The organism is Nocardioides sp. GCM10028917, assembly GCF_042666175.1.
GTDB lineage: Bacteria > Actinomycetota > Actinomycetes > Propionibacteriales > Nocardioidaceae > Nocardioides.
In genome coordinates, this window is record NZ_JBHTFL010000013.1 from 75,628 (window position 1) to 98,945 (window position 23,318).

At 71.7% G+C, this 23,318-nt stretch carries 24 protein-coding genes and 3 tRNA genes; 20 read left to right on the plus strand and 7 right to left on the minus strand.

From position 1 onward, the window contains the following. Window positions 1-260 precede the first annotated feature (260 nt). Genes ACFQW6_RS20480 through nemA form a run of 3 tightly spaced genes read right to left on the minus strand, consistent with a single transcriptional unit; the run spans window position 261 to window position 5,220 of the window. Complete coding sequence (locus tag ACFQW6_RS20480) at window positions 261-2,186, minus strand: ABC transporter ATP-binding protein (RefSeq protein WP_378549939.1); 1,926 nt, start codon at window positions 2,184-2,186, stop codon at window positions 261-263. Beyond that, complete coding sequence (locus ACFQW6_RS20485) at window positions 2,183-4,066, minus strand: ABC transporter ATP-binding protein (protein ID WP_378549942.1); 1,884 nt, start codon at window positions 4,064-4,066, stop codon at window positions 2,183-2,185. The genes ACFQW6_RS20480 and ACFQW6_RS20485 overlap by 4 nt, the downstream gene beginning before the upstream one ends. 59 nt (window positions 4,067-4,125) lie before the next feature. After that, window positions 4,126-5,220 (minus strand): N-ethylmaleimide reductase, encoded by a 1,095-nt coding sequence (gene nemA / locus ACFQW6_RS20490; RefSeq protein WP_378549945.1) that lies wholly within the window; start codon window positions 5,218-5,220, stop codon window positions 4,126-4,128. A 134-nt stretch (window positions 5,221-5,354) separates the two neighbouring features. Here nemA and ACFQW6_RS20495 point away from each other — a divergent pair, with 134 nt between their 5' ends. From ACFQW6_RS20495 to ACFQW6_RS20510, 4 genes are all read left to right on the plus strand, one after another. After that, entirely contained in the window at window positions 5,355-6,311 is a 957-nt protein-coding gene (locus tag ACFQW6_RS20495; protein ID WP_378549948.1) for a pirin family protein, read from the plus strand. Window positions 6,312-6,396: 85 nt separating this feature from the next. Then, entirely contained in the window at window positions 6,397-8,130 is a 1,734-nt protein-coding gene (locus ACFQW6_RS20500; RefSeq protein WP_378549951.1) for an MFS transporter, read from the plus strand. Further along, complete coding sequence (locus ACFQW6_RS20505; RefSeq protein ID WP_378549954.1) at window positions 8,127-8,846, plus strand: DUF2652 domain-containing protein; 720 nt, start codon at window positions 8,127-8,129, stop codon at window positions 8,844-8,846. Before ACFQW6_RS20500 ends, ACFQW6_RS20505 begins: the two co-directional genes overlap by 4 nt. 41 nt (window positions 8,847-8,887) lie before the next feature. After that, complete coding sequence (locus tag ACFQW6_RS20510; RefSeq protein ID WP_378549957.1) at window positions 8,888-9,517, plus strand: DNA-3-methyladenine glycosylase I; 630 nt, start codon at window positions 8,888-8,890, stop codon at window positions 9,515-9,517. 10 nt (window positions 9,518-9,527) lie between these two features. On the opposite strand, the gene ACFQW6_RS20515 is transcribed toward ACFQW6_RS20510, so the two are convergent. Further along, on the minus strand, window positions 9,528-10,259 hold the full coding sequence (locus ACFQW6_RS20515; protein ID WP_378549960.1) for a class I SAM-dependent DNA methyltransferase: 732 nt from the start codon (window positions 10,257-10,259) through the stop codon (window positions 9,528-9,530). A 172-nt stretch (window positions 10,260-10,431) separates the two neighbouring features. Here ACFQW6_RS20515 and ACFQW6_RS20520 point away from each other — a divergent pair, with 172 nt between their 5' ends. From ACFQW6_RS20520 to ACFQW6_RS20550, 7 genes are all read left to right on the plus strand, one after another. Beyond that, window positions 10,432-11,841, plus strand: a complete 1,410-nt coding sequence (locus ACFQW6_RS20520; protein WP_378549963.1) for an amidase — start codon at window positions 10,432-10,434, stop codon at window positions 11,839-11,841. An 82-nt stretch (window positions 11,842-11,923) separates the two neighbouring features. Continuing rightward, a tRNA-Thr gene (locus ACFQW6_RS20525) sits at window positions 11,924-11,996 on the plus strand. Window positions 11,997-12,032: 36 nt separating this feature from the next. Continuing rightward, a tRNA-Met gene (locus tag ACFQW6_RS20530) sits at window positions 12,033-12,109 on the plus strand. 49 nt (window positions 12,110-12,158) lie between these two features. Next, window positions 12,159-12,329, plus strand: a complete 171-nt coding sequence (gene rpmG / locus ACFQW6_RS20535; protein WP_056907127.1) for a 50S ribosomal protein L33 — start codon at window positions 12,159-12,161, stop codon at window positions 12,327-12,329. A gap of 69 nt (window positions 12,330-12,398) precedes the next feature. Beyond that, complete coding sequence (locus ACFQW6_RS20540) at window positions 12,399-12,806, plus strand: MaoC family dehydratase N-terminal domain-containing protein (protein ID WP_378549967.1); 408 nt, start codon at window positions 12,399-12,401, stop codon at window positions 12,804-12,806. Beyond that, entirely contained in the window at window positions 12,803-13,207 is a 405-nt protein-coding gene (locus ACFQW6_RS20545; RefSeq protein WP_378549970.1) for a MaoC/PaaZ C-terminal domain-containing protein, read from the plus strand. The genes ACFQW6_RS20540 and ACFQW6_RS20545 overlap by 4 nt, the downstream gene beginning before the upstream one ends. Beyond that, the gene (locus tag ACFQW6_RS20550; protein ID WP_378549973.1) at window positions 13,200-14,258 is read left to right on the plus strand and encodes a UDP-N-acetylmuramate dehydrogenase; all 1,059 of its coding nucleotides are present in this window, start codon (window positions 13,200-13,202) and stop codon (window positions 14,256-14,258) included. Before ACFQW6_RS20545 ends, ACFQW6_RS20550 begins: the two co-directional genes overlap by 8 nt. A 79-nt stretch (window positions 14,259-14,337) precedes the next feature. Here the strand turns inward: ACFQW6_RS20550 and ACFQW6_RS20555 are convergent, their stop codons facing one another. After that, window positions 14,338-15,387 carry an adenosine deaminase gene (locus tag ACFQW6_RS20555; protein WP_378549975.1) on the minus strand — a complete coding sequence of 350 codons (1,050 nt, stop codon included), beginning with the start codon at window positions 15,385-15,387 and terminating at the stop codon, window positions 14,338-14,340. Between the two features lie 149 nt (window positions 15,388-15,536). Between ACFQW6_RS20555 and ACFQW6_RS20560 the strand changes: the two genes are divergently transcribed. From ACFQW6_RS20560 to ACFQW6_RS20585, 6 genes are all read left to right on the plus strand, one after another. Continuing rightward, window positions 15,537-15,609: transfer RNA gene (locus ACFQW6_RS20560), tRNA-Trp, on the plus strand. Between the two features lie 39 nt (window positions 15,610-15,648). Beyond that, window positions 15,649-15,906 carry a preprotein translocase subunit SecE gene (gene secE / locus ACFQW6_RS20565; RefSeq protein ID WP_378549978.1) on the plus strand — a complete coding sequence of 86 codons (258 nt, stop codon included), beginning with the start codon at window positions 15,649-15,651 and terminating at the stop codon, window positions 15,904-15,906. Window positions 15,907-15,956: 50 nt separating this feature from the next. Then, window positions 15,957-16,811 carry a transcription termination/antitermination protein NusG gene (gene nusG, locus ACFQW6_RS20570; RefSeq protein WP_378549981.1) on the plus strand — a complete coding sequence of 285 codons (855 nt, stop codon included), beginning with the start codon at window positions 15,957-15,959 and terminating at the stop codon, window positions 16,809-16,811. 218 nt (window positions 16,812-17,029) lie between these two features. Continuing rightward, window positions 17,030-17,458 carry a 50S ribosomal protein L11 gene (gene rplK, locus ACFQW6_RS20575; protein ID WP_378549984.1) on the plus strand — a complete coding sequence of 143 codons (429 nt, stop codon included), beginning with the start codon at window positions 17,030-17,032 and terminating at the stop codon, window positions 17,456-17,458. A 65-nt stretch (window positions 17,459-17,523) separates the two neighbouring features. Further along, window positions 17,524-18,246 carry a 50S ribosomal protein L1 gene (gene rplA / locus ACFQW6_RS20580; protein ID WP_378549987.1) on the plus strand — a complete coding sequence of 241 codons (723 nt, stop codon included), beginning with the start codon at window positions 17,524-17,526 and terminating at the stop codon, window positions 18,244-18,246. Between the two features lie 164 nt (window positions 18,247-18,410). After that, complete coding sequence (locus ACFQW6_RS20585; protein WP_378549990.1) at window positions 18,411-19,268, plus strand: hypothetical protein; 858 nt, start codon at window positions 18,411-18,413, stop codon at window positions 19,266-19,268. 27 nt (window positions 19,269-19,295) lie between these two features. Here ACFQW6_RS20585 and ACFQW6_RS20590 read toward each other — a convergent pair whose 3' ends face one another. Continuing rightward, on the minus strand, window positions 19,296-20,285 hold the full coding sequence (locus ACFQW6_RS20590) for a DnaB-like helicase C-terminal domain-containing protein (protein ID WP_378549993.1): 990 nt from the start codon (window positions 20,283-20,285) through the stop codon (window positions 19,296-19,298). 286 nt (window positions 20,286-20,571) lie between these two features. Between ACFQW6_RS20590 and rplJ the strand changes: the two genes are divergently transcribed. From rplJ to ACFQW6_RS20605, 3 genes are all read left to right on the plus strand, one after another. Continuing rightward, complete coding sequence (gene rplJ, locus ACFQW6_RS20595; RefSeq protein ID WP_378549995.1) at window positions 20,572-21,237, plus strand: 50S ribosomal protein L10; 666 nt, start codon at window positions 20,572-20,574, stop codon at window positions 21,235-21,237. Window positions 21,238-21,314: 77 nt separating this feature from the next. Next, a complete protein-coding gene (gene rplL, locus ACFQW6_RS20600) occupies window positions 21,315-21,707 on the plus strand; it encodes a 50S ribosomal protein L7/L12 (RefSeq protein ID WP_056907137.1) in 393 nt (130 codons plus the stop codon). A 174-nt stretch (window positions 21,708-21,881) separates the two neighbouring features. Then, window positions 21,882-22,727 carry a methylenetetrahydrofolate reductase gene (locus tag ACFQW6_RS20605; protein WP_378549998.1) on the plus strand — a complete coding sequence of 282 codons (846 nt, stop codon included), beginning with the start codon at window positions 21,882-21,884 and terminating at the stop codon, window positions 22,725-22,727. On the opposite strand, the gene ACFQW6_RS20610 is transcribed toward ACFQW6_RS20605, so the two are convergent. Further along, window positions 22,724-23,299, minus strand: coding sequence for a DUF1638 domain-containing protein (locus tag ACFQW6_RS20610; protein WP_378550001.1), 576 nt, complete (start codon window positions 23,297-23,299; stop codon window positions 22,724-22,726). The genes ACFQW6_RS20605 and ACFQW6_RS20610 overlap by 4 nt on opposite strands. Window positions 23,300-23,318: the final 19 nt, after the last annotated feature.

Sequence of the window (23,318 nt, forward strand, 5' to 3'; positions counted from 1 at the left end):
TCGCCGAAGGTGGCGGCAGATCGCAGGCGGGGATGCCGCGGCGGCGCGATGTGCCGCCACCTCGGTGGGGCGGCGAGTGCAGGTGGCGGCGGATTGCAGGCGGGCGTGCCGCCGAGGCGATGTGCCGCCACTCGCTGGTCGTCGGGCAGCCGGGCGGACTTTGCACCCGAGTTCCGGACTTGTCGGCCGAGATCTGTACCTCGAAGAAGGGCGGTCACCGGATATCCGGGGACTCCAGCGAGCCGCTCAGCCCCGCCGGCTCAGGACGTCCAGGCGTGCCAGAGGTCGGCGTACTCCCCGTCGAGGTCGAGCAGCTCGTCGTGGCTCCCGAGCTCGACGATGCGGCCGTCCAGGACGACCGCGATGCGGTCGGCGTCGTGGGCGGTGTGGAGCCGGTGGGCGATCGCCACCACGGTGCGGCCCTCGAGGAGGTTGTTCATCGACCCCTCGAGCGTGCGCGCGGTGCGCGGGTCGATCAGCGACGTCGCCTCGTCGAGCACGAGCGTGTGGGGGTCGGCGATGATCAGGCGGGCCAGCGCCACCTGCTGCGCCTGGGCAGGGGTGAGGAAGAAGCGGCCGGAGCCGATCATCGTGTCGAGACCCTCGGGCAGGCGCTCGACCCACGACAGCCCGCCGACGGCAGCGAGCGCCTCCCGCACGGCGTCGTCGGGGGAGTCCTCGCGGGCCAGCACGACGTTGTCGCGCACGGTTCCGATGAAGACGTGGTGCTCCTGGGTGACGAGCGCGACCTCGGTGCGCAGCACCTCCAGCGGCAGGTCGACGAGGTCGACGCCGCCCACGCGGGCCGTGCCGGTGCGGGGGCGGTTGATGCCCGACAGCAGCCGGCCCAGGGTCGACTTTCCCGACCCGCTGGGCCCCACGACCGCCAGCCGCTCTCCCGTGCGCAGGCGCAGGTCGACGCCGTGCAGCACGTCATGGCCCTCGCGGTAGGCGAAGCGGAGGTCGTCGGCCACCAGCTCGACGCCGTCCGGCAGCCGGTCGCCGGGCTCCCGGTCGGGCGGCACCTCGGCGATGCCGAGCAGGCGGCTGGTCGAGGCCGCGCCGACCTGCAGGCGGTCGACCTCGCCGATCACGGCGTCGAGCGGCTCGGCCAGGGCGACGACGTACAGCAGGGCGGCGGTGATCTGGCCGAGGTTGACCCAGCCCTGGCTGTAGCCGTAGGCACCCGCGACCAGCGTGACGACCTGCGGCACCTGGAAGGCGCCGTTGAGCGCCGCGAAGAGCACGTTGCGCAGGGTCATGCCGTAGCGCTCGGCCTGCGCGGAGACGGCGATGTCGTCGGAGCCCGCCTGCACCCGCGCCTGCGAGAGCCCGAGCGCCTCGACGGTGCGCGAGCCCTCGACGGTCTCGGTGAGCGTGGTGTTGATGCGGGAGTAGGTCGCGCCCTCGGTGATGTACGCCTTCGGCGCCCGCTGCAGGTAGGTGCGGACGGCCGGGGTGCACAGCGCGAAGACGACGAGTGCGGGCAGCGCGAGGACGAGCGAGTTGAGCATCATCGCGACGATCGAGAGCAGGACGGTCATCAGCGAGATCAGCAGGCGCGGGACGCCCCACTGCACCGAGCGCGCCATCGTCCCGACGTCGCGGGTGACGCGGGTGACGAGGTCGCCGGTGCTCGCTGCCTCGACGCGGCCGACCGGAAGCCGCAGGATCGTCCTGACCACGTGCTCGCGCGCGGAGGCGAGGAGGTCCTGGCCGAAGTGGGTGGAGGTCCACTGGGCGCCGAAGGTGAAGATCGACTGCAGGACCACCACCCCGACCACGGCGAGGGCGAGCGTGTCGAGGCCGGCTGCCGCGGCGCCGTCGGAGTCGACCCGGTTGACCAGCGACCCGAGCAGCCGCGGGACCACCAGCGCGGAGCCGGCGGCGAGCGCGTTGAGGAGGACCAGCAGCGCGAAGGAGCGCTTGCGGCTGCGCACCAGGTCGCCGAAGAAGGCGAGCACGGCGCGGTTGCCGGACACGGGCCAGCCGCGCACGGGGTTGCGGGAGGCGGCGTACACGTCCTCGGCGCGCTGGCGCCGCAGCTCGTGGCGCTGCCACAGCGCGCGGTTGCGCTCGCGCAGCCCGACGTGACCGGGAGGGTCCAGCTCGGGCGGGACGACCGGCGGGGTCGTGGACCGGTCGCTCCACGTGTCGGCGGAGGTGGCCAGGAGGTCGGTGGTCATCGGACCGGCTCCTCCTCGTCGAGCTCGCGGGTCACGACTCGGCGGTAGGCCTCGTCGTCGGCCAGCAGGTCGGCGTGGCTTCCCTCGGCGATCACGGTGCCGTCGTGGAGGAGCGCGACGCGGTCGGCGTGGTGCAGCCACAGGGGCGAGACGGTCGTGACCACGGTCGTACGACCGCGGCGGGCCTCGACGACCCGGGCCGCGATGCGGGCCTCGGTGTGGGCGTCGACCGCGGAGGTCGGCTCGACCAGCACCAGGACCGGTGCGTCGGCGGCCACGGCACGGGCCAGCACCACCCGCTGGCGCTGACCGCCGGAGAGGCCGCGGCCGCGCTCGTCGAGCTGGCCCTGCCAGCCCTCGGGCAACGCGTCGTAGACGTCCTCGGCGCTGGCGATCCGCAACGCCTCATCGGCCTGCTCACGGGTCAGCCGGGCGTGCGGGTCGACGGCGTCCTGGAGGGTGCCGGCGAAGAGCTGGCTGGACGTGTCGCTGACCAGCACCTGGCGTCGTACGTCGTCGAGGCGGGCGTGGGACAGGTCGACGCCGCCGAGGGTGACGCCCCACTCGCGGCGTGCCCGCTCCTCGTCGAGGGCCGCGATCCGGGCGCGTTCCTCCGCCCGTTGGGCCCTCGAGCGCCGTGCGGCGCGGCCCTTGGTGCCGTCCTCCTCGACCAGGGGGACGGGCTCGGTGTCGGCGGGCAGGTAGCGGCCGAGGCGGTCCGCGAGGGCCGCGCTCTGCTCGGGCACGGCGCTGACGACGACGGTGAGGATCCCGGGCTCGACGGTCAGGCCGCTCGCCGCGTCGTGCAGCGACGCACTGCCGTCGAGGGAGACCGGGGCGGCCGGGTCGCGCCACGGAGGCTGCTCCTCGAAGAGCGCGATCGCCCTGCGCGCGCTGACCAGCGACCTGATGCCCTTCTGGGCGAACTCGAAGAAGGTCCGGATCGGGCCGACCATGAACAGGCCGTAGCCGAGGAAGGTGATGAGCTGGCCGACGGTGAGCAGGCCGTCCTGCACCTGCCGGGTGCCGAGCCACACCAGCGCCACGAGGAAGATGCCGGAGAGCAGCACGCCGACGGCCTCGACCACGGCCTGCCAGATGCCGGCGGCCACACCGGCCTCGCGGGCCGACTGTGACTGGCGGGCGTAGTTGGTGCCGAAGGTCTGCTCGCCGCCGATGCCGCGCAGGATGCGCAGCCCGGCCACGATGTCGGTGGCCATCGAGGTGAGGTCGGAGGTGCGGGAGCGCTCGAGCTGCTGGCGGCGGTGCAGCGGCCGCAGCAGCGGCAGCGCCGCGCCGACGAGGACCGGTGCCGCCACCAGGGTCAGCAGCCCGAGCTGCCACGACATGGTCAGCACGATGAAGGCGACGGTGAGGTACGACGCCAGCTGGCCCAGCGCGCGCGCGAGGATCTCGCTGAGCGCACCGAACTCGTCGGAGTCGCTCGAGGCGACGCTGAGGACCTCGCCGGTCGGCGACCGGCGGGGCAGCACGTGGCCCATCTGCGCCACCTTGCGGGTGACCATCTCGAGGGCGCCGTAGAGCGCGACCAGCCAGCTGCGCACCACGAGCGTGTGCGACACGACGCCGAAGACGCCGCCGATCACGACGACGAGGAGCAGCAGCGCCGCCCAGCCGACCAGGGCCGCCTCGGACCCGCCGACGATGCCCTGGTCGACCGCCCGGCCGAAGATCCACGGCCCGAGCGTCATCGGCAGGAACCACAACGCGTAGCCGAGGGACGAGAGGGCGATCAGGCCCTTCTGCTGCCCGAGGATCCAGCGGAGGAACGCCAAGGGCGAGCGGGTGTCGGGGTCCGGCGTGGGTGCGGCGTCCGTTCCCGTGTAGAACGTCGCGATCCGAGGTGGGTAGTCCTGCATCTCGAGTCGAACCCTAGGCGTCGGTGCCGCGCAGGCACGAACCGTTAAAACGTCGGGGCTCAGGCCGCGCCGTACGCCGGGTAGTCGGTGTAGCCCTCGGCGTCGCCGCCGTAGAACGTCTCGGGCCGCGGCGGGTTGAGGGGCAGGCGCTCGGCGAGGCGGCGCGGCAGGTCGGGGTTGGCGATGAAGGACCGGCCGAAGGCGGCGGCGTCGATGAGGCCGGCGCCGAGCAGTCGCTCCGCCTTGGCCAGGTCGTAGCTGCCGGCCCCGACGACGGGGCCGGGGTGGGCTGCGCGGAGGGCGCGGCGGTAGTCGTCGTCGAGCTCGGGGCCGCCGGCCCAGTCCGGCTCGGAGAGGTGCAGGAAGGCGAGGTCGCGGCGGCCGAGCTCGCGGGCGACGTACAGCCCCGCCTCGGCGCCCTCCGGGTCCTCGGTCCCGTTGAACGAGCCGATCGGGGAGATCCGGATGGCGACGCGGTCGGCGGACCAGGCATCGACGACGGCGTCGGTGACCTCGAGCATCAGACGGGCGCGGTTGGCCAGCGAGCCGCCGTACTCGTCGCTGCGCAGGTTGCTGTCGGCGGCGAGGAACTGGTGCAGCAGGTAGCCGTGGGCGCCGTGGATCTCGACGAGGTCGAAGCCGGCCTCGCGGGCGTTCACGGTCGCGCGCCGGTAGTCCTCGAGCAGCCGCGGAACCTCCTCGAGGCCGAGCGGCCGCGGGACCGGGCAGCTGACCCTGGTCGGGCGGCCGTCCTCGCCCCGCACCGTCGTGCGGTTGCGGTAGGGCCCGTCGCTGGCCGACACGGGCAGGTCGCCACCGTGGAACGACTCGTGCGAGACCCGCCCGACGTGCCAGAGCTGGGCGGCGATGAGCCCGCCCGCCTCGTGCACGGCGTCGGTGATCCGGCGCCAGCCCGCGACCTGCTCGTCGCTGTGGATGCCGGGGGTGTCCATGTATCCCTTTCCCTCCGGACTGATCTGCGTGCCCTCGGAGATGAGCAGGCCGGCGCCCGCGCGCTGCACGTAGTACTCACGCATCAGGTCGTTGGGCACGTCGCCCGGCGCCGTGGCGCGCATCCGCGTGAGCGGGGCCATCAGGACGCGGTTGTCGGCGCGCACCGCGCCGAGGGACAGAGGATCGAAGAGGGAGGGCACGACTGCCGCCAACGGGCACCGTCGGTGGGCTATTCCGGCACCTCGCCCACGGGTGACCCGGGTCACAGCCAGCCGGCGGTCGGAGCCGGGCGACCCCCTGCGCGCATTCACCCCTGCGGGTACCGTGGCGATCGATGACCGACGTCGAGGTGCTCGCCCCGCGTGACGTCCCGCTGGGAGGTCCGCGGGCCATGCGCGTACGACGCACGCTGCCGCAGCGTCACCGCTCGCTGATCGGCGCCTGGTGCTTCGTCGACCACTACGGTCCCGACGACGTCGACGCGACCGGCGGCATGGTGCTGCCCGCCCACCCGCACACCGGGCTCCAGACCGCCAGCTGGCTCTTCGGCGGCGAGCTCGAGCACCGGGACTCCGTCGGCAGCCTGGCCACGGTGCGTCCCGGCGAGCTCAACCTGATGACCGCGGGTCGCGGGATCAGCCACACCGAGGTGTCCACGCCCGACACCACCATTCTCCACGGCGCCCAGCTATGGATCGCGCTGCCCGACCACAGCCGCCATGTCGAGCCCCGCTTCGAGCACTTCGCGCCCGCGCCGGTCCGGGGACCGGGGTGGGAGGCCCGGGTCTTCATCGGCTCGCTGCTCGGCGCCACCTCGCCCGTCCAGGTCCACACGCCGCTCCTCGGCGCCGAGATCATGCTCGCCCCGGGCAGGAGCCTCGAGGTGGACGTCGACCCGACGTTCGAGCACGGTGTGCTCCTCGACGTCGGCGCGATCGACGTCGACGGCCAGGAGCTCGCGCCCAGCGACCTCGGCCACCTCCCCCACGGGAGGTCCACCATCGCCGTGACGGCCCGGGAGGAGGCCCGGCTCCTGCTCCTCGGCGGCCCGCCCTTCGGTGAGCCCATCGTGATGTGGTGGAACTTCATCGGCCGCAGCCACGAGGAGATCGCCGCCTACCGCCAGGAGTGGCAGGACCAGATCCGGTTGGGCGACGATCGGGGCGACGGGGACGACGTCGTCGCCGACGGCCGGGAGGTCGCCGAGGGCCGGTTCGGCATGGTCGACCTCGGCCTGCAGCCCATCCCCCCGCCTATCCTGCCGAACGTGCGGCTCAAGGAACGACACTGATCCTGCGGTGAACCTTCGGTCGTTCTTGACCGGAGTGGCCCCTGTTCCCTTTCCGCGGCCCTCCGGGCGGCCCTAGAGTCACCGGATGGGGGAGACCGTTCGGGCGCACCGCCTGTCCGACGCGGCGTCCGCCTTCACCAGCAATGCGCGCAACCCCAACCTGCGTCGCGCCCAGCTGAGCTTCCTGGGCGCCTGGACCGCCGAGTGGGCGTTCACCGTGGCGCTCGGCATCGTGGCCTACCGCGACGGTGGTGCGGCCGCGGTGGGGCTGGTCGGGCTGCTCCGCATGCTGCCGTCGGCGATCTGCGCGCCGCTGCTCTCGCCGTTCGCCGACCGCGGCCGCCGCGACAAGGTGCTGGTGGTGGTGTCCACGGCCCGCGGGGTGGCCACCGGCGCTGCCGCCGTCGTCGCCGCCCTGGGCGGCGCGCCCGCCGTCATCTACGCGCTGGCGGTCCTCTCGACGATCGCCGCGACCCTCTTCCGCCCGGCGCACTCCGCGCTCCTGCCGTCGCTGTGCCACACCGGTCACGAGCTCGCCAGCGCCAACGTGGTGCGCGGCATGCTCGACTCCACCGCCACCCTCGTCGGACCGTTGCTCGCCGCCGTGATCCTCGAGGTCGCGGACGTCGACGTGGTCTTCGGGGTCGCGGCAGCCGCGTCGCTGTGGTCCGCGGCACTGCTCCTGCGCCTCGACTACGACGCCCCACCCCGACCGCCCGCGGCCGGTCGGCGGCTCGGTCGCGAGGTCGTCGAGGGCGTGCTCGCGGTGGTCCGCAACCGCGACCTCGCGCTGGTCCTGGGCCTCGCCGCCGCGCAGTCGTTCACGCGCGGGGCGCTGACGGTGTTCTCCGTCGTGGTGTCGATCGAGCTGCTCGGTCGCGGCGAGCCGGGCGCCGGCACCCTGATGACCGCCGTGGGCGTCGGCGCCGTCGTGGGCTCGCTCGCAGCGTCGCTCCTCGTCGGCACGCGCCGGCTCGGGGCGTGGTTCGCCCTCGGGGTCACCCTCTGGGGGCTCCCGCTCGTGCTCGTCGGCCTCCTTCCCCGGGACCTGGCGGCCCTGTTCTTCCTCGCCCTCATCGGCGGGGGCAACGCGCTCATCGACGTCGCCGGCTTCACGCTGCTCGGCCGGATGGCACCCGACGCGGTGCTCGCACGGGTGTTCGGCGTCCTGGAGAGCCTGGTCGCCGTCTCGATCGGGGTCGGGGCGCTGGTGACGTCGTTCGCCGTGGACGCCTGGGGCGTGCGGACCGCGCTGGTGGCGGTCGGCCTGGTCTGCCCGGTGCTGGCAGCCGCGTCGTGGTGGCGGCTCCGTGCGCTCGACCGCACCGTGGGCGTCCACGACGAGGACGTACGCCTGCTGCAGCACGTCCCGATGCTCCGCACGCTGCCCCTCCCGTCGGTCGAGCAGCTGGTCCGCGGTCTCGAGGCCCGGGAGGTGCCTGCGGGGGCCCTGGTCTTCGAGCAGGGCGACGTCGGTGACCGCTACTACGTGGTGGAGTCCGGGCAGGTCGACGTCGTGGGCGACGGCCGGCTGCTGGCCACGCTGGGTGCCGGCGAGGGTTTCGGCGAGATCGCCCTGCTGCGGCGCAGCGCCCGTACGGCGTCGGTCGCCGCGCGCACCGACGTGCGACTGCGGAGCCTCGACGCCGACTGCTTCCTCACCGTCGTCCTCGGCTACACCCCCAGCGCGCGCGAGGCAGCCCTCGGCATCGGGCGGCTGCTCGAGCGCTACGACCCCGACGACCCCGGCCAGCCCGACCAGACCCCCACCCGTCCCGTCGGCTCCGACGGTGACCAGCAGGAAGTGAGAGAGCGATGACCTCAGCGCAGGGACTCCTGCTGATCGCCGACATCGGCGGCTACACCACCTACATGAGCACGCACCGGATGAGCCTGGCGCACGCCGAGGTCAACACCGGCCGGCTCCTCGGCGTGATCGTCGACGCCGTCCCCGGGCTGGAGCTCGTGGAGATCGAGGGCGACGCGGCGTTCCTCTACCGCGAGGTCGGCTCGTCCGACCCCGGCGAGCTGGTCGAGGAGGTCGCGCAGTCCGCGGCCGCCATGCACCGCGCGTTCCACGTCGAGCGCGAGTACGTCGCCCGCAACCTCTGCCCGTGCGCGGGCTGCAAGGAGGCGGCCGCACTCACCCTCAAGTTCGTCGCCCACGTGGGGGTGGTCGCCACGCAGACCATCCGCGACCGCCTCAAGCTGGTGGGCATCGACGTGATCCTGCTGCACCGCCTGCTCAAGAACGACGTCCCGCTGCGCGAGTACGTCCTGATGACGGAGGACCTCTACGGCACGGGGTCCGCGGGCCTCCCGCTGTCGGTGGGACGGGTGGACCCGGAGGTGGACGGCGTCGGCACGGTGACCGCGTTCTACGTCGACGTGCGCGAGCTCGACCCGGGCGCCGACGCCCTCCCGGCGCCGACCTGGCGCGGCCGGCTGTCCCGGACGGTGTACGCCGCCGGAGCCGGGCTGCCCTACATGCTGGGACGTCGCGGACGCGGTCGCGCGACGGCCGCCGTCGGCTGACACCGGACGCCGCTGTCCCCGGCGTCGGCGAGGATGCCTCCATGGAGACGCCCACCGAGACGCCCATCGAGACGCCCAACGAGACGCCCGGCGCGGGCCCCGTCGTCGGTGCCGACGGGATCGCGCGCTGCCCCTGGGGTGCGGGTGACCCCGTCAACCTCGCCTACCACGACACCGAGTGGGGCCTGCGCGTCGAGGGCGAGGCGGCCCACCTCGAGCGGCTCACGCTCGAGGCCTTCCAGTCGGGCCTGTCGTGGCGCACGATCCTCGACAAGCGGGAGAACTTCCGCGCCGCGTTCGCCGGGTTCGACGCCGACGCCGTGGCCGGCTACGACGACCGCGACGTGGATCGGCTGATGGCCGACGCCGGCATCGTCCGGAACCGCCGCAAGGTCGACGCCGCGATCATCAACGCCCGCGCCACGGTCGCGCTGCGCGAGCAGGGCGGGCTGGAGGCGTTCATCTGGTCCTTCCGGCCCGAGCCGGGGCCGGCGCCGCGCACCACCGCCGACGTGCCTGCCACGTCGGCTGAGTCGATCGCGCTGTCGAAGGCGCTCAAGAAGGCGGGCTTCGCCTTCGTGGGCCCGACGACGATGTACGCCCTCATGGAGGCCGTCGGCCTCGTCGACGACCACCTCGAGGGGTGCCACCGTCGCGGGTGCGCCGGCTGACACGTCGGAGTCAGGCGGGCTTGCGCCACACCGAGACGTGGCTCTCGCTGTCGGTGGTGAAGGGCGCCCCGTGCCAGTCCGCGACGCGTCGCTCCAGCGCCATCCCTGCGAGCTGGGCCATCAGGTCGCACTCGGCGGGCCAGATGTAGCGGAAGTTGCTCTCCCCGTAGCTGACGGTGCCGTCGTCGTGCCGGCGGTAGTGGTGGGAGGTGCCCTGCTGCGTGGTCATGTCGTAGGTGTCGAACCCGACGTGGCGACGTCCGACGTGGAACGGCACCGCGGCCTGGCCGGGCGGGAAGCGCCGGATGCCGGGCACCCAGAGCTCGACCACGAAGCGGCCACCCGGTGCGAGGTGGCGGGCAGCGTTGCGGAAGCACTCGACCTGCTCGGCCTGCGTGCGCACGTTGCCGATGCTGTTCCAGACGACGTAGACGAGGTCGAACTCGCCTGCGACGCGGGTCGTGGCCATGTCGCCCACCGCGACGGGGATGTCCGCGCGCTTGCGGTGGAGCTCGTCGGTCATCGGCTGCGACAGCTCGATCCCGGCGACCCGGACGCCTCGCTCCGCCAGGGGGATCGCGACCCGTCCGGTGCCGATGGCCATCTCGAGCGCGGCACCGTCGCCGGCGAGCGCTGCCAGGTAGTCGACCGTCGGGTCGAGGACCTCCGGAGTGAACATGAAGGCCGAGCTCTCGTCGTACGACGCCGCGATCTCGGCGTCCCAGTAGTCGCTGCTCGTCATGCCGGCCACGGTGAAGCACGGCCCACGGAGGCTGCCACCCATTTGTGCCACCGCACGTCCGATCGCGGGTCTCGGTACGCCTCGTCGCGACCTCGCAGGCTCGGTCGCGGAGCCACTCGACCTCCCGCCACACGTCCGGCACTCGTGCCTCGTGCCGCACTAGTGTCGCGACATGACGACGCGCGTGCACGCCTTCACCGCCGACGACGCCCTCACCGACCTCGACGCCACGGGCCTCGTCGAGGCGCTCCGATCCGGCCTCGTGTCGGTGCCGGAGGTCGTCGAGGCCGCGATCGCCCGGACCGAGCAGGTCGACGCCGCACTCGGCGCCGTGGCGTACGCCGCCTACGACCGCGCCCGGGAGGAGGCCCGGCACCCGCGCGGCGGCTGGTTCGCGGGCGTGCCCACCTTCGTCAAGGACAACGTCGACGTCGCCGGCATGCCGACCCAGCACGGCTCCGACGCGTTCAGCGCCCAGCCGCAGGCGGCCGACGGCGACTTCGCCCGGATGTACCTCGCCACCGGGCTCATCCCGCTCGGCAAGACGCAGCTCTCGGAGTTCGGCTTCTCCGGCGCCGCCGACCACGTCCGCCTCGGGCCGGTCCGCTCCCCGTGGAGCCCCGACCACTACGCCGGCGCCTCGTCCGCGGGCTCCGCCGCCCTCGTCGCCGCAGGGGCGGTGCCGATCGCGCACGCCAACGACGGCGGCGGCTCGATCCGGATCCCCGCCGCGGTCAACGGGCTGGTGGGCCTCAAGCCCACCCGCGGTCGCCTGGCCCAGGACCGGATGATGAGCAACATGCCGGTGCGGATCGTCTCCGACGGCGTCCTGACCCGCAGCGTCCGCGACACCGCAGCGTTCTACCGCGAGGCCGAGAAGGTCTGGCGCAACCCGCTCCTCGCGCCCGTCGGCGACGTCACCCGCCCGAGCCGGGCCCGGCTCCGCATCGCTGTCGTCACCGAGGGGATCGGCCGCTCGTGCAGCCCGGAGGTACGTGACCTGACGCTGCGCACCGCCGCGCTCCTCGAACGGCTCGGCCACCACGTCGAGGAGGTCGACAACCCGGTGCCGGACAGCTTCCCCGAGCACTTCGTCCGCTTCTGGTCGATGCTCGCGCTGGCCATCGCCCGCCGCGGCAGGAAGGACCACGGGCCCACCTGGGACCCGACCAAGCTGGACAACCTCACCCTCGGCCTGGCCCGGCACGCCGCGCGCAACCTGCACAAGCAGCCCTGGTCGATCGCCGTGCTGAGGGGCTCCCAGCGCCTCGCCGCGCGGCACCGGGCGTCGTACGACATCACCCTGACGCCCACCCTCGCGACCGAGACGCCGCGGGTCGGCCACCTGCGCCCCGACCAGGACTACGACGAGATCATGAGCCGCCTGATGGACTGGGTGGCGTTCACGCCGCTGCAGAACGCGACCGGCGAGCCGGCCGTCTCGCTGCCCCTCGCCACCACTGCCGCCGGGCTGCCGCAGGGGATGATGCTCGGCGCCGGAGCGGGTCGCGAGGCACGCCTGCTGGGGTTGTCGTACGAGCTCGAGGAGGCCGTCGGATGGCCCCGGATCCAGGCAGCGTGAAAGGCATCCTGAACGGCCGGATCAGGCGGAGTGGCAGCCGATTTCTCATGGCGGCGGGCCGTGTGTATCGTTCTCCGTCGTTGCCCCTTTAGCTCAGTCGGCAGAGCGTCTCCATGGTAAGGAGAAGGTCTACGGTTCGATTCCGTAAAGGGGCTCTGGTTCGGACCCCCTCCGGGGAGTCCTTCCTCCGCGGCGGGGTAGCTCAGGTGGTTAGAGCACACGGCTCATAATCGTGGTGTCGCGGGTTCGAGTCCCGCCCCCGCTACCACCAAAATCGCAGCAGCCTCCGCACCACCCCGCAACCCAAGGATCTCCTCATGGCCAGCAAGAGCTCTGACGTTCGCCCCAAGATCACGCTCGCGTGCACGGAGTGCAAGGAGCGCAACTACATCACCAAGAAGAACCGTCGCAACGACCCGGACCGGATCGAGCTGAAGAAGTTCTGCCCGCGCGACCGCCGGCACACGATCCACCGCGAGACCCGCTGACGTCGTTCTTCGTCACACCCGACCCGTCCGAGCACTCGGACGGGTTGTCGTGTTTGTAGGCTCGGACCCATGCCCGTCGACCCCTCGCTGGTGGGACGCGCGTTCCCCGCACCGGCACCCCTGTCCGTGACCCCCGAGCGGGTCAACGCCTTCGCCGCCTCCGTCGGGCACCCCGGCGCCGACGATGGGGCGGTCCCGCCGACCTTCCCGATCGTGCTGGCGTTCGACGCGATGCAGGCCTTCCTCGACGCCGAGGCGATCGACCTGCACCGCATCGTCCACGGTGAGCAGCGCTTCGCGTACGTGCGCCCCCTGACGGTCGGCGACGAGCTCAGCGCGACGCTGACGGTCACCGGCCTCCGCCAGATCGGCGGCGCCGACATCATCGCCACGACCAGCGAGATCACCGACGCCACCGGCGCGGTCGTCTGCACCGGTAAGGCCACCCTCGTCCACTCGTCCGGAGGTGCGGCATGAACGCCGGTGACGTCCTGGAGACCCGGACCTTCACGGTCACTCGCGCCGACCTCGTCGCCTACGCCGACGCCAGCGGCGACCACAACCCGATCCACCAGGACGAGGACGTCGCGCGCAGCGTCGGCCTCCCCGGCGTGATCGCCCACGGCATGTACACCCTCGCGCTCGTCGGCCGCGCGGTCGCCGAGTGGACCGGAGGCGCCGAGGTCGTCGACCTCGGCGCGAAGTTCACCAGCCCCGTCGTCGTACCCGCCGAGGGCGGCGCCGAGGTGGTCGTCGGTGGCACCGTGAAGTCGGTCGCGGACGGCCTGGTCACGCTCGCGCTCGAGGTGACGTGCGAGGGCACGAAGGTGCTCGGCATGCCCAAGGCCGTGGTGCGCGAGGCCACCGTCCGTGCCTGACCTGCGCAACCACACCACCCTGCGTCTGGGTGGCCCCGGCCGCGAGTGGGTGCGCGCCACCACCGAGGCCGAGCTCGTGGCCGCGGTGGCGGACGCCGACGCCGCCGGCACCCCCGTGCTGCTGCTCGCGGGCGGGTCCAACCTCGTCGTCGCCGACGAGGGCTTCGACGGCCGGGTCGTGCAGGTCGCGACCACCGGCGTCGACGCCGACACCGACACGTGCGACGTCGACGCCCTCGCCCAGTGCGGAGGAGTCGTGCTCACGGTGGCGGCTGGTGAGGACTGGGACGAGCTCGTCGCCCACGCCGTCGACCAGGGGTGGGCCGGCATCGAGGCGCTCTCGGGGATCCCGGGTGCCGTCGGCTCGACCCCCATCCAGAACGTCGGCGCTTACGGGCAGGACGTCTCCCAGACCATCGCCCGGGTCCGCACGTGGGACCGCGTCGACCGCACCCAGCGCACCTTCGCCGCCGCCGACTGCGGCTTCGGCTACCGCCACAGCCGCTTCAAGGCCGAGCCCGGGCGCTACGTCGTGCTCGAGGTGACCTTCCAGCTGCGACAGGGCGACCTCTCCGAGCCCGTGACGTACGCCGAGCTCGCCCGCACCCTCGGTGTCAGGACCGGTGAGCGCGCCCCGCTGAAGGCCGTGCGCGACGCGGTCCTGGAGCTGCGCTCCGGCAAGGGGATGGTGCTCGACGCCGACGACCACGACACGTGGAGCGCCGGGTCGTTCTTCACCAACCCGTTCCTGACCTCCGAGCAGGCGGCGGCCCTTCCCGGCGACGCCCCGCGGTGGGAGCAGCCCGACGGCAGCGTGAAGTCGAGCGCCGCGTGGCTCATCGAGCACGCCGGCTACGGCAAGGGCTACGCCAGCCCCGCCGCGGGGGAGCGGGTGCGCCTGTCCACCAAGCACACCCTCGCCCTGACCAACCGCGGCGGCGCCACCACCGAGGAGCTGCTCGCCCTGGCCCGCGAGGTGCGCGACGGGGTGCGCGAGCGCTTCGGCGTCACGCTGGTCAACGAGCCCGTGACGGTCGGCTGCTCCCTCTGACCTCTCCCCGGGTATCTAGGGACGAATGGGTAGGCGATCCGGGGTCGTGGCCGCCCACAACGTCCCTAGATACCCGCGATCAGGCGAGCCAGGCGGCGATGTCCCGCCTGGCTGCCGCCACGACGTCGGACGGCGCCTGCGAGGCGGTGAACGACATCTCGGCCAGCCGGGCCAGCGTGGCGTCGTCGAGGTCGTGCGCTGCGCGCATCGTGGCGTACTGGCCGGCGAGACGGGAGCCGAAGAGGAGCGGGTCGTCGGCACCGAGGGCGACCGTGGCGCCGGCGGCGAGGAGCTGGGGCAGCGGGACCGACGTGAGGTCGCTGTAGACGCCGAGCGAGACGTTGGAGACCGGGCACACCTCCAGCGCGGTGCCGGACTCGACGATCCGGTCGAGCAGCGCCGGGTCCTCCACGCTGCGGACGCCGTGCCCCAGCCGGTGGGCGCCGAGGCGGTCGAGGCACTGCCGGACGTGGTCGGGTCCGCGCAGCTCGCCGCCGTGCGGCACGAGCAGCAGGCCGGCCCGATCGGCGATCCGGAAGGCGCCCTCGAAGTCCTCGGTGCGGCCGCGACGCTCGTCGTTGGACAGCCCGAAGCCGACGACGCCCCGCCCGGCGTACTGGGCGGCCAGGCGCGCGAGCGTACGGGCGTCGAGCGGGTGTCGGGTGCGGTTGGCGGCGACGACGACCGCCATGCCGAGCCCGGTGCGCTCGGACGCGTCGCGCACGCAGTCGAGGACCAGGTCGGTGAACTCGGTGATCCCGCCGAACCTCGACGCGTAGCCGCTCGGGTCGACTTGGATCTCCAGCCACCGGCCGCCGTCCCGGACGTCGTCCTCGGCCGCCTCGAGCACGAGACGGCGTACGTCGTCGGGCGTGCGCAGCACCGAGCGCGCCACGTCGTAGAGGCGCTGGAATCGGAACCAGCCCTTCTCGTCGGCGGCGCTGAGGAGCGGCGGCCAGTCCTCGACCAGCGAGTCGGGCAGCACGATGCCGTCGCGCTCGGCCAGCTCGAGCAGCGTGCCGTGGCGCATCGACCCGGTGAAGTGGAGGTGGAGGTGCGCCTTGGGCAGCCGCGACACCTCGCGCCGCGACTCCGCACCCTCCGCCGGCCCCGCCCCCGCACCTGCCATGCCCGCATCGTAGGGGGACGCCGTGTCCGTCCAGCGCCCGGTCGGGGTGCCTCGGTTCGACTGGGACTGGGACTGCCACGTATGCTTCCGGACTGGTGGTTTCGCCACATGCTTCGGCATGCCCCCAGTGATGGGGACGGGACCACCGGAGGGCACTAGCTCAACTGGCAGAGCATCGGTCTCCAAAACCGAAGGTTGGGGGTTCAAGTCCCTCGTGCCCTGCGAGGAAGACTGCACAGCAACAACGAGAAGGTGGATGACGTGGCCGACGGCAACGCGGTTCAGGACCGGCGCGACTCGCGCGGCGACGACCGTGGGCGCACCAGCCCCGCCACGTTCCTGCGCCAGGTGGTGGCCGAGCTCCGCAAGGTGGTGTGGCCCACCCAGCAGCAGCTGATCACCTACTTCTTCGTCGTGCTGGTCTTCGTCGTCGTGGTGATGGCGCTCGTGACGGTCCTCGACCTGGCTTTCGGAAAGCTGGTCTTCGAGGTCTTCGCCGGCAACAGCAGCGTCCAGTGACGACGGGGGAGACAGTTCCCCGCCCCAGCTACGAAACAACGGAGTGAGACGTGTCTGAGAACAATGACGTGGACCAGGTCGACGACCAGGTCGAGTCCGTCGACGAGGCGACCCCGGAGGACGCCGTCGACGACGTCGTCGAGGACACCCCGGCCGACGAGGCCTCCGAGCAGGCCGACGAGGACGTGACCGAGGTCGACGACGAGTCCGAGGTCGAGGTCACGGACGAGGCTGACGACGTCGAGGCCGGCGAGGCCGACGAGGCCGCCGACTCGACCGAGGAGAGCGACCCGCTCGAGGCGTTCCGCCGCGAGCTGTGGGCCAAGCCCGGCGACTGGTTCGTCGTGCACACCTACTCCGGCATGGAGAAGCGGGTCAAGCACAACCTCGAGAACCGCATCATCTCCCTCAACATGGAGGACTACATCCACGAGATCGTGGTCCCCACCGAGGAGGTCGCGGAGATCAAGAACGGCCAGCGCAAGATGGTCACCCGCACCGTCCTGCCCGGCTACGTCCTGGTCCGCATGGACCTCACCGACGAGTCCTGGTCCGCCGTGCGCCACACGCCGTCGGTCACCGGCTTCGTGGGCCACAGCCACCAGCCCGTGCCGCTGAGCATGAGCGAGGTCGAGGACATGCTCGCCCCGGCCGTCGTGGCCGTCGCCGAGGCCGAGGCCGCCGCGTCGGGCGAGAAGGGTGCGGCCACCACGCCGCGCAAGCCGGTCGAGGTCGCCGACTTCGACGTCTCCGACTCGGTCATGGTCGTCGACGGCCCGTTCGCCACGCTCCACGCGACGATCACCGAGATCAACGCCGAGTCGCAGCGCGTCAAGGCGCTCGTCGAGATCTTCGGCCGCGAGACGCCGGTCGAGCTCAGCTTCAGCCAGATCCAGAAAGTCTGAGCGGACGGAGCTTGCTCCGGCCGGTCAGCCAGCTTTCGGAGGTTGAGGAGCGTCGGCCCAGACGCGCAGCGAAGCAAGCGACTGGGTGACGCGTCTCGGAACCCACCCGTACGGCTCGATTTCACGAGCGGCCGTGCAGAAGCGACAATGCAGTAGCGACAACCCGTGGCAGGGGGCAGGTGCCCTCGTCATGACCACACGAGAGAGAGAAGAAGGCTATGCCTCCCAAGAAGAAGATCGCCGCACTGGTCAAGGTGCAGCTGCAGGCCGGTTCGGCCACCCCGGCTCCGCCGGTCGGTACGGCGCTCGGCCCGCACGGCGTCAACATCATGGACTTCTGCAAGGCCTACAACGCCCAGACCGAGTCCATGCGCGGCAACGTGATCCCCGTCGAGATCACCATCTACGAGGACCGCACGTTCGACTTCATCACCAAGACCCCGCCGGCTGCCGAGCTCATCAAGAAGGCTGCCGGTCTGTCCAAGGGCTCCGGCGTCCCGCACAAGGACAAGGTCGGCAAGCTGACCAAGGACCAGGTCCGCGAGATCGCGGCCACCAAGCTGCCCGACCTCAACGCCAACGACATCGATGCGGCCATGAAGATCGTCGAGGGCACTGCGCGCTCGATGGGCGTCACGACCGACTGAATCCCTGTGGGAGAGCCGCGCTGGCTCGCTGACCACATCCTTCGCACCACAGAAACGAGAAGATCATGCAGCGCAGCAAGACCTACCGCGCGGCCGCCGAGACGTTCGACAAGGACGAGCTCTACGCGCCGCTGGCCGCCATCAAGATCGCCAAGGGTGGCTCCAAGAAGAAGTTCGACGAGACCCTCGACGTCGTCATGCGCCTGGGTGTCGACCCGCGCAAGGCCGACCAGATGGTCCGCGGCACCGTCAACCTCCCGCACGGCACCGGCAAGACCGCCCGTGTCCTCGTGTTCGCCAACGCCGACAAGGCCGAGGCTGCTCGTGAGGCCGGCGCGGAGTTCGTCGGTGGCGACGAGCTGATCGAGAAGGTCGCCGGCGGCTGGCTCGACTTCGACGCCGTCGTCGCGACGCCCGACATGATGGGCAAGGTCGGCCGCCTCGGTCGCGTCCTCGGCCCGCGCTCGCTCATGCCGAACCCGAAGACCGGCACGGTGACCCCCGACGTCGCCAAGGCCGTCACGGACATCAAGGGCGGCAAGATCGAGTTCCGCGTCGACCGCCACTCGAACCTGCACTTCATCATCGGCAAGGCGTCCTTCTCCGAGGCCCAGCTCGCGGAGAACTACGCCGCAGCCCTCGAGGAGGTGCTGCGTCTCAAGCCGGCCAGCTCCAAGGGCCGCTACATCAAGAAGATCACCGTCTCCACGACGATGGGCCCGGGCATCCAGGTCGACCCCAATCGCGTGAAGAACGTCGCGTCGGAGGACGAGGCCGTCCAGGCCTGATCCACCCACGCACCGCTCGGCCCGGTCGCCCCCTCGGGGCGGCCGGGCCGTTCTGCGTCCCGTCCCGCCGTTTGGCTGGGGGGCCATCGGGTAGAACGTCAGTGGCACACCTGTCGCACCCACCGTCGTACCCTCGTCGTACCACTTCGTCCCAGGAGACACACATGCGCGTCCCGTCCCTCGCCCGCCGTCTCGGCTCCGCCACCCTGGTGCTGACCATGGGGGTCGGGCTCGCCGCGTGCAGCGACGACTCCGGTTCCACCGACTCCTCGAGCTCGGCCACCGACGAGAGCTCCGACGACAGCACGACGTCCGACGACGGCGCCGACGAGAGCGAGGAGCCGGCCGAGGCCTCGCTCGCCGAGCTCTCCGCCGACGACTTCTACCCGGCGGTCATGGCCGCCATGCGCGAGGCGGAGAGCTTCGCCTTCGAGACCACCTCGGGCTCTGCCGGCCAGACCCAGACCATGACGGGCGAGGCCCGCTTCGGTGACGACGGCGTCGAGATGAAGGCGTCCAGCACCGGCGCCCAGGCGATGGAGATGATCCTGGTCGGCAAGGCGATGTACATGAAGTCGCCCGACCTCGGCACGGGCGACAAGTGGCTCAAGATCGACCTGAGCGACCCGAACTCGCTCTTCGGGATGATCGGCAAGGCGACCGACCCCGAGGTGATGTTCAAGGCCATGGAGGCGCCGAAGAAGCTCGAGCTCGTCGGGACCGAGGACGTCGACGGTGTCGAGACCAACCACTACCGGATCACCCTCGACCCGACGCAGTACCTCAAGGCCATGGAGTTCCCGGCCGCGATGGCCGACATGCTGCCCGACGAGCTGGTGACCGAGATGTGGGTCGACGCCGACGACCTGCCGCGCAAGTTCACCCAGACCATGGAGATCCCGGCCGCGGGCGGCGGCAAGCCGACCACCACGACCACCGAGGGCACCTACTCCGACTTCGGCACCGACGTCGAGATCGAGGAGCCCCCGACCAGCGAGGTCACCGAGCAGCCCGGGATGTGAGCCATGGCGGGGGGATCGGCCGGGAGGTCACTCCCGGAAGATCCGCTCGTCGATCAGCTGCTCCTTGACCTCCGTGCCCTCGGGCTCGAAGCGGCCCTGGTCGAAGCGGGTGCGGAACTGCAGCACGGCCCCGTCGCGACCGAACCGGTTCTTCTCCACCGTCAGGACGGCGTACTCCCGGAACCGCTCGGCGTTGCCGAGGTCGTAGGTCAGGTGGTGGCGCGCGACGATGTCGAACTTGTTGTTGAGCACCAGCACCACGTCGGCCTCGTAGGCCAGGGCGCTCGACCCGCGCAGGTCGTTGGCGCGCATCCGCCGGCCCGAGCGGAGGGCGTCCTTCTCGGCCGCGGCGATCGCGAGGACAGGGGCTGCGATGTCGATGGCGAGGTCCTTGAGGCCCTCGACGACCTCGGTGGTGCTCTCCTGCTCGTCCGGGTGGCTCGACTTCACCTTCTGCAGGTAGTCGACGACCACGAGCGGCGTCGAGCCCGACAGCTCGCGCACCGCCTCGATGGCGGCCTGGATCGCCGCGAGGTCGGTGCGGGAGCCGGTCGAGCGGTGGACGAAGAGCATCTCGGAGTACTGCGCGACCCGGGTCAGCGCCTCGACGCCGGCGGGCACGGACTCGAGGCGGTGCTCGAGCGAGCTCACCCAGAGGTCGTCGAAGATCGACCGGATGCTGGTGATCCGCACCTGGTCGGAGTCGTCGAGCTCGCCGGCCTCCATCGCGATGAGCTTCTGGGTGAGGTCCTCGGCGTCGTGCTCGTAGGAGAAGTAGAGGACCGGGCGGCCGGTGGCGGCGTTGTTGCGGGCGACCTGCAGTGCGAACGTCGACTTGCCGAGGCCCTGCGGCCCGGCGAGCAGCACCAGGGAGCCGGCACGCATGCCGCCGCCGATCATCGGGTCGAGGCCCCCGAAGCCGGTCTTCCAGAGGCGTCCGGCAGCGTTGCGTCCGGTGAGCATGCGTTCGTCGCTGCGGGCCAAGGAGGCACCGACGGTCATGAGCTGGTGATCCACGGGGCCATTGGACCAGTGATGGGCGACCCGCGTAGGACGATTGGCCGGTTTGCCGGCCGGCTCCGCCGATTTGTCCGGACGGCGCCCGGACGCGTACTGTTCCATCTCGAAACCAGAGACCGCAGGTTGTCACGGGCTCCACGCCCGTGACCGAAGGTTCGCAGCAGCGGACGGCCGGCGCAGGATTTCAGAGCAGCGGCCTTCGCCGCACCCACGCCCTGAGCCTGTGCTCAGGGCGTTCGTCTTCGTGGGCCGGACGCCGGTGGTCAACCCCGGAAGGAGACCCATGGCGCGGGCAGAAAAGACTGCCGCCGTCGCGGAGATCGTTGACTCGTTCAACGACTCGGCCGGCGCTGTACTGACCGAGTACCGCGGGCTCACCGTGAAGCAGCTGCAGGACCTGCGGCGTGCCCTCGGCGAGAACGCCAACTATGCCGTGGTCAAGAACACGCTGGCCAAGATCGCCGCCACCGAGGTGGGCATCGACGGCTTCGACGACCTGCTGACCGGCCCCACCGCCATCGCCTTCATCAATGGAGACGTGGTCGAGGCCGCCAAGGGTCTGCGTGACTTTGCCAAGGCCAACCCCGCCCTTGTGATCAAGGGTGGAGTCCTGGACGGCAAGCCGCTCGGCGCTGCAGAGGTGGCCAAGCTGGCCGACCTCGAGTCGCGCGAGGTGCTGATGGGCAAGCTGGCGGGCGCCATGCTCGCGAGCCTCTCCCAGGCCGTCTACCTGCTCAACGCGCCGATCGCCCAGGCCGCCCGTCTCGCGGGTGCGCTCCAGGCCAAGGCCGAGCAGGACCCCTCGATCCTCGCAGGTGGTGCCGGTACGCCGGCTGCTCCGGCTGCCGAGGACGCCCCGGTCGAGGAGGCCCCCTCTTCGGAGGAGGCCGCCGCGCCCGAGGCGACCGACGAGGCAGCCGAGCCGGCCGCCGAGTCCACCGACGCCTGACCAGGCCGACGTACACCACCTGAAACCCCGGCGCAGCCGCACACCGCGACCGCGCCACAGACGAAAGGTTTGCCATCATGGCGAAGCTCAGCACCGACGAGCTCCTTGACGCGTTCAAGGAGATGACCCTCATCGAGCTCTCCGAGTTCGTGAAGCAGTTCGAGGACACCTTCGGCGTGACCGCCGCTGCCCCCGTCGCCGTGGCCGCCGCCCCGGCCGCCGGTGGTGCCGCTGGTGGCGACGCCGCCGCCGAGGAGAAGACCGACTTCGAGGTCGTCCTCGAGGCCGCCGGCGACAAGAAGATCAACGTCATCAAGGAGGTGCGCGCCCTGACCTCCCTCGGCCTGAAGGAGGCCAAGGACCTCGTCGAGGCCGCGCCCAAGACGATCCTCGAGAACGTCGACAAGGCTGCCGCGGACAAGGCGAAGGAGGCCCTCGAGGCCGCCGGCGCCACCGTCACCGTCAAGTGACGATCCGCTAGCACCCGCTGCTCCGCAGCACCGTCGAAGGGCGGTCACCCCGATCCGGGGTGGCCGCCCTTCGTCATGCCCGCTCGTCCGGGGCGCTCCGCCGTCCCCTTCTCCTCCGATGCGGGAACCACTACAGTGGGCACTTCTGATGCGTATCACGAGATGAGTTGCTCCATGCGCAACAAGCGATCGGCCGCCACGCTCATCCGGCTCCTCCAGCAGGCTCGCTACGAGGTCCTGCCGACAGCCACCACCGAGGACAAGGTCCTCGAGCACCTGCCGCGTGAACGCGTGGTCACGGTGACGGCGTCACCGGGCAAGGGCCTCGGGGCGACCCTCGACCTCGCCGAGCGCCTCACCGGCCACGGCTACGTCGTGGTGCCCCACCTCGCCGCCCGGATGGTGACCGGCCGCACCGAGCTCGAGGAGATCGCGGACCGCCTCGTCGGCAAGGGCATCAGCCGGGTCTTCGTGCCCGGCGGCGACGCCGACCCGGCGGGCGACTATCCCGACGCGCTCGCGCTGCTGCAGGACCTCCGCGAGATCGGGTCGCCGTTCGCCCACGTCGGGATCACCGGCTATCCCGAGTCCCACCCGACGATCAACGACGACCTCACCGTCCAGTCGATGTGGGACAAGCGGCACTACGCCACCCACATCGTCAGCAACCTGACCTTCGACCCCACCCTCGTCCGCGACTGGATCCGCCGGCTCCGCAACCGTGGTGTGGCCATGCCGCTGCTGCTCGGGATCCCGGGGCCGGTCGAGCGCGCCAAGCTGCTCGGCATGGCCACCCGCATCGGCGTGGGGGAGTCGACGAAGTTCCTCGCCAAGAACAAGGGCCTCTTCGCCCGGCTCGCGGCACCCGGCGGGTTCACCGGCGAGAGCTTCCTGGAGAAGTGCGCACCGGCCCTCGGCGAGGAGGGCGCCCTCGTCGAGGGCCTCCACGTCTTCACCTTCAACCAGATCGCCGAGACCGAGGCCTGGCGCACCGACCTGCTCCGACGGCTTGGCGACTAGCCCACGAGATCGGCAAGCGCCTGCTCGAGGCCGTGGTCGCCCGTGGCCACCACGGTGAGCGGCAGGCCGAGGCTCGCCGCTGCGTCGGCGGCCTGGACGCCGAGCTCCTCGTCGGGCTCCTGGGCCAACCAGACCACGCGCGTGTAGTGGCCGAAGTAGGTGTCGCGGAGCTCGGGGTGACGGTCGAGGCCCAGCTCCTGGATGACGGTGCGGTCGAACGACCGGACGAGGAAGTCGGTCAGGAGGTAGGTGCCCGGCTGCTCGTCGAAGAACCGCTCGAGGCGCGACTGCCCGGCGTAGACGTCGTAGCAGTGCAGTCCCGGGAGCCGCTGGATCCCGAGGTCGTCGCAGACGCTGTCGAGGGCGCCGTACGTGCCGCAGTCGGCGTAGCCGACCACGACCTTCGCGTAGGACCGCCCCAGCCGGCCGGCCAGCGTGCGCACCTCGTCGGCGATCCGGTCCGGGTGGTTGTGCAGGAGCGGGGGAAGGGGATGGACGTCGACGGGCCAGCCGCGTCGCGCGACGACCGCGGCCGCCGGCTGGGCGATCGCACCGCACGCGATGAGCGCCACGCGGCCCTCAGCGAGAGCC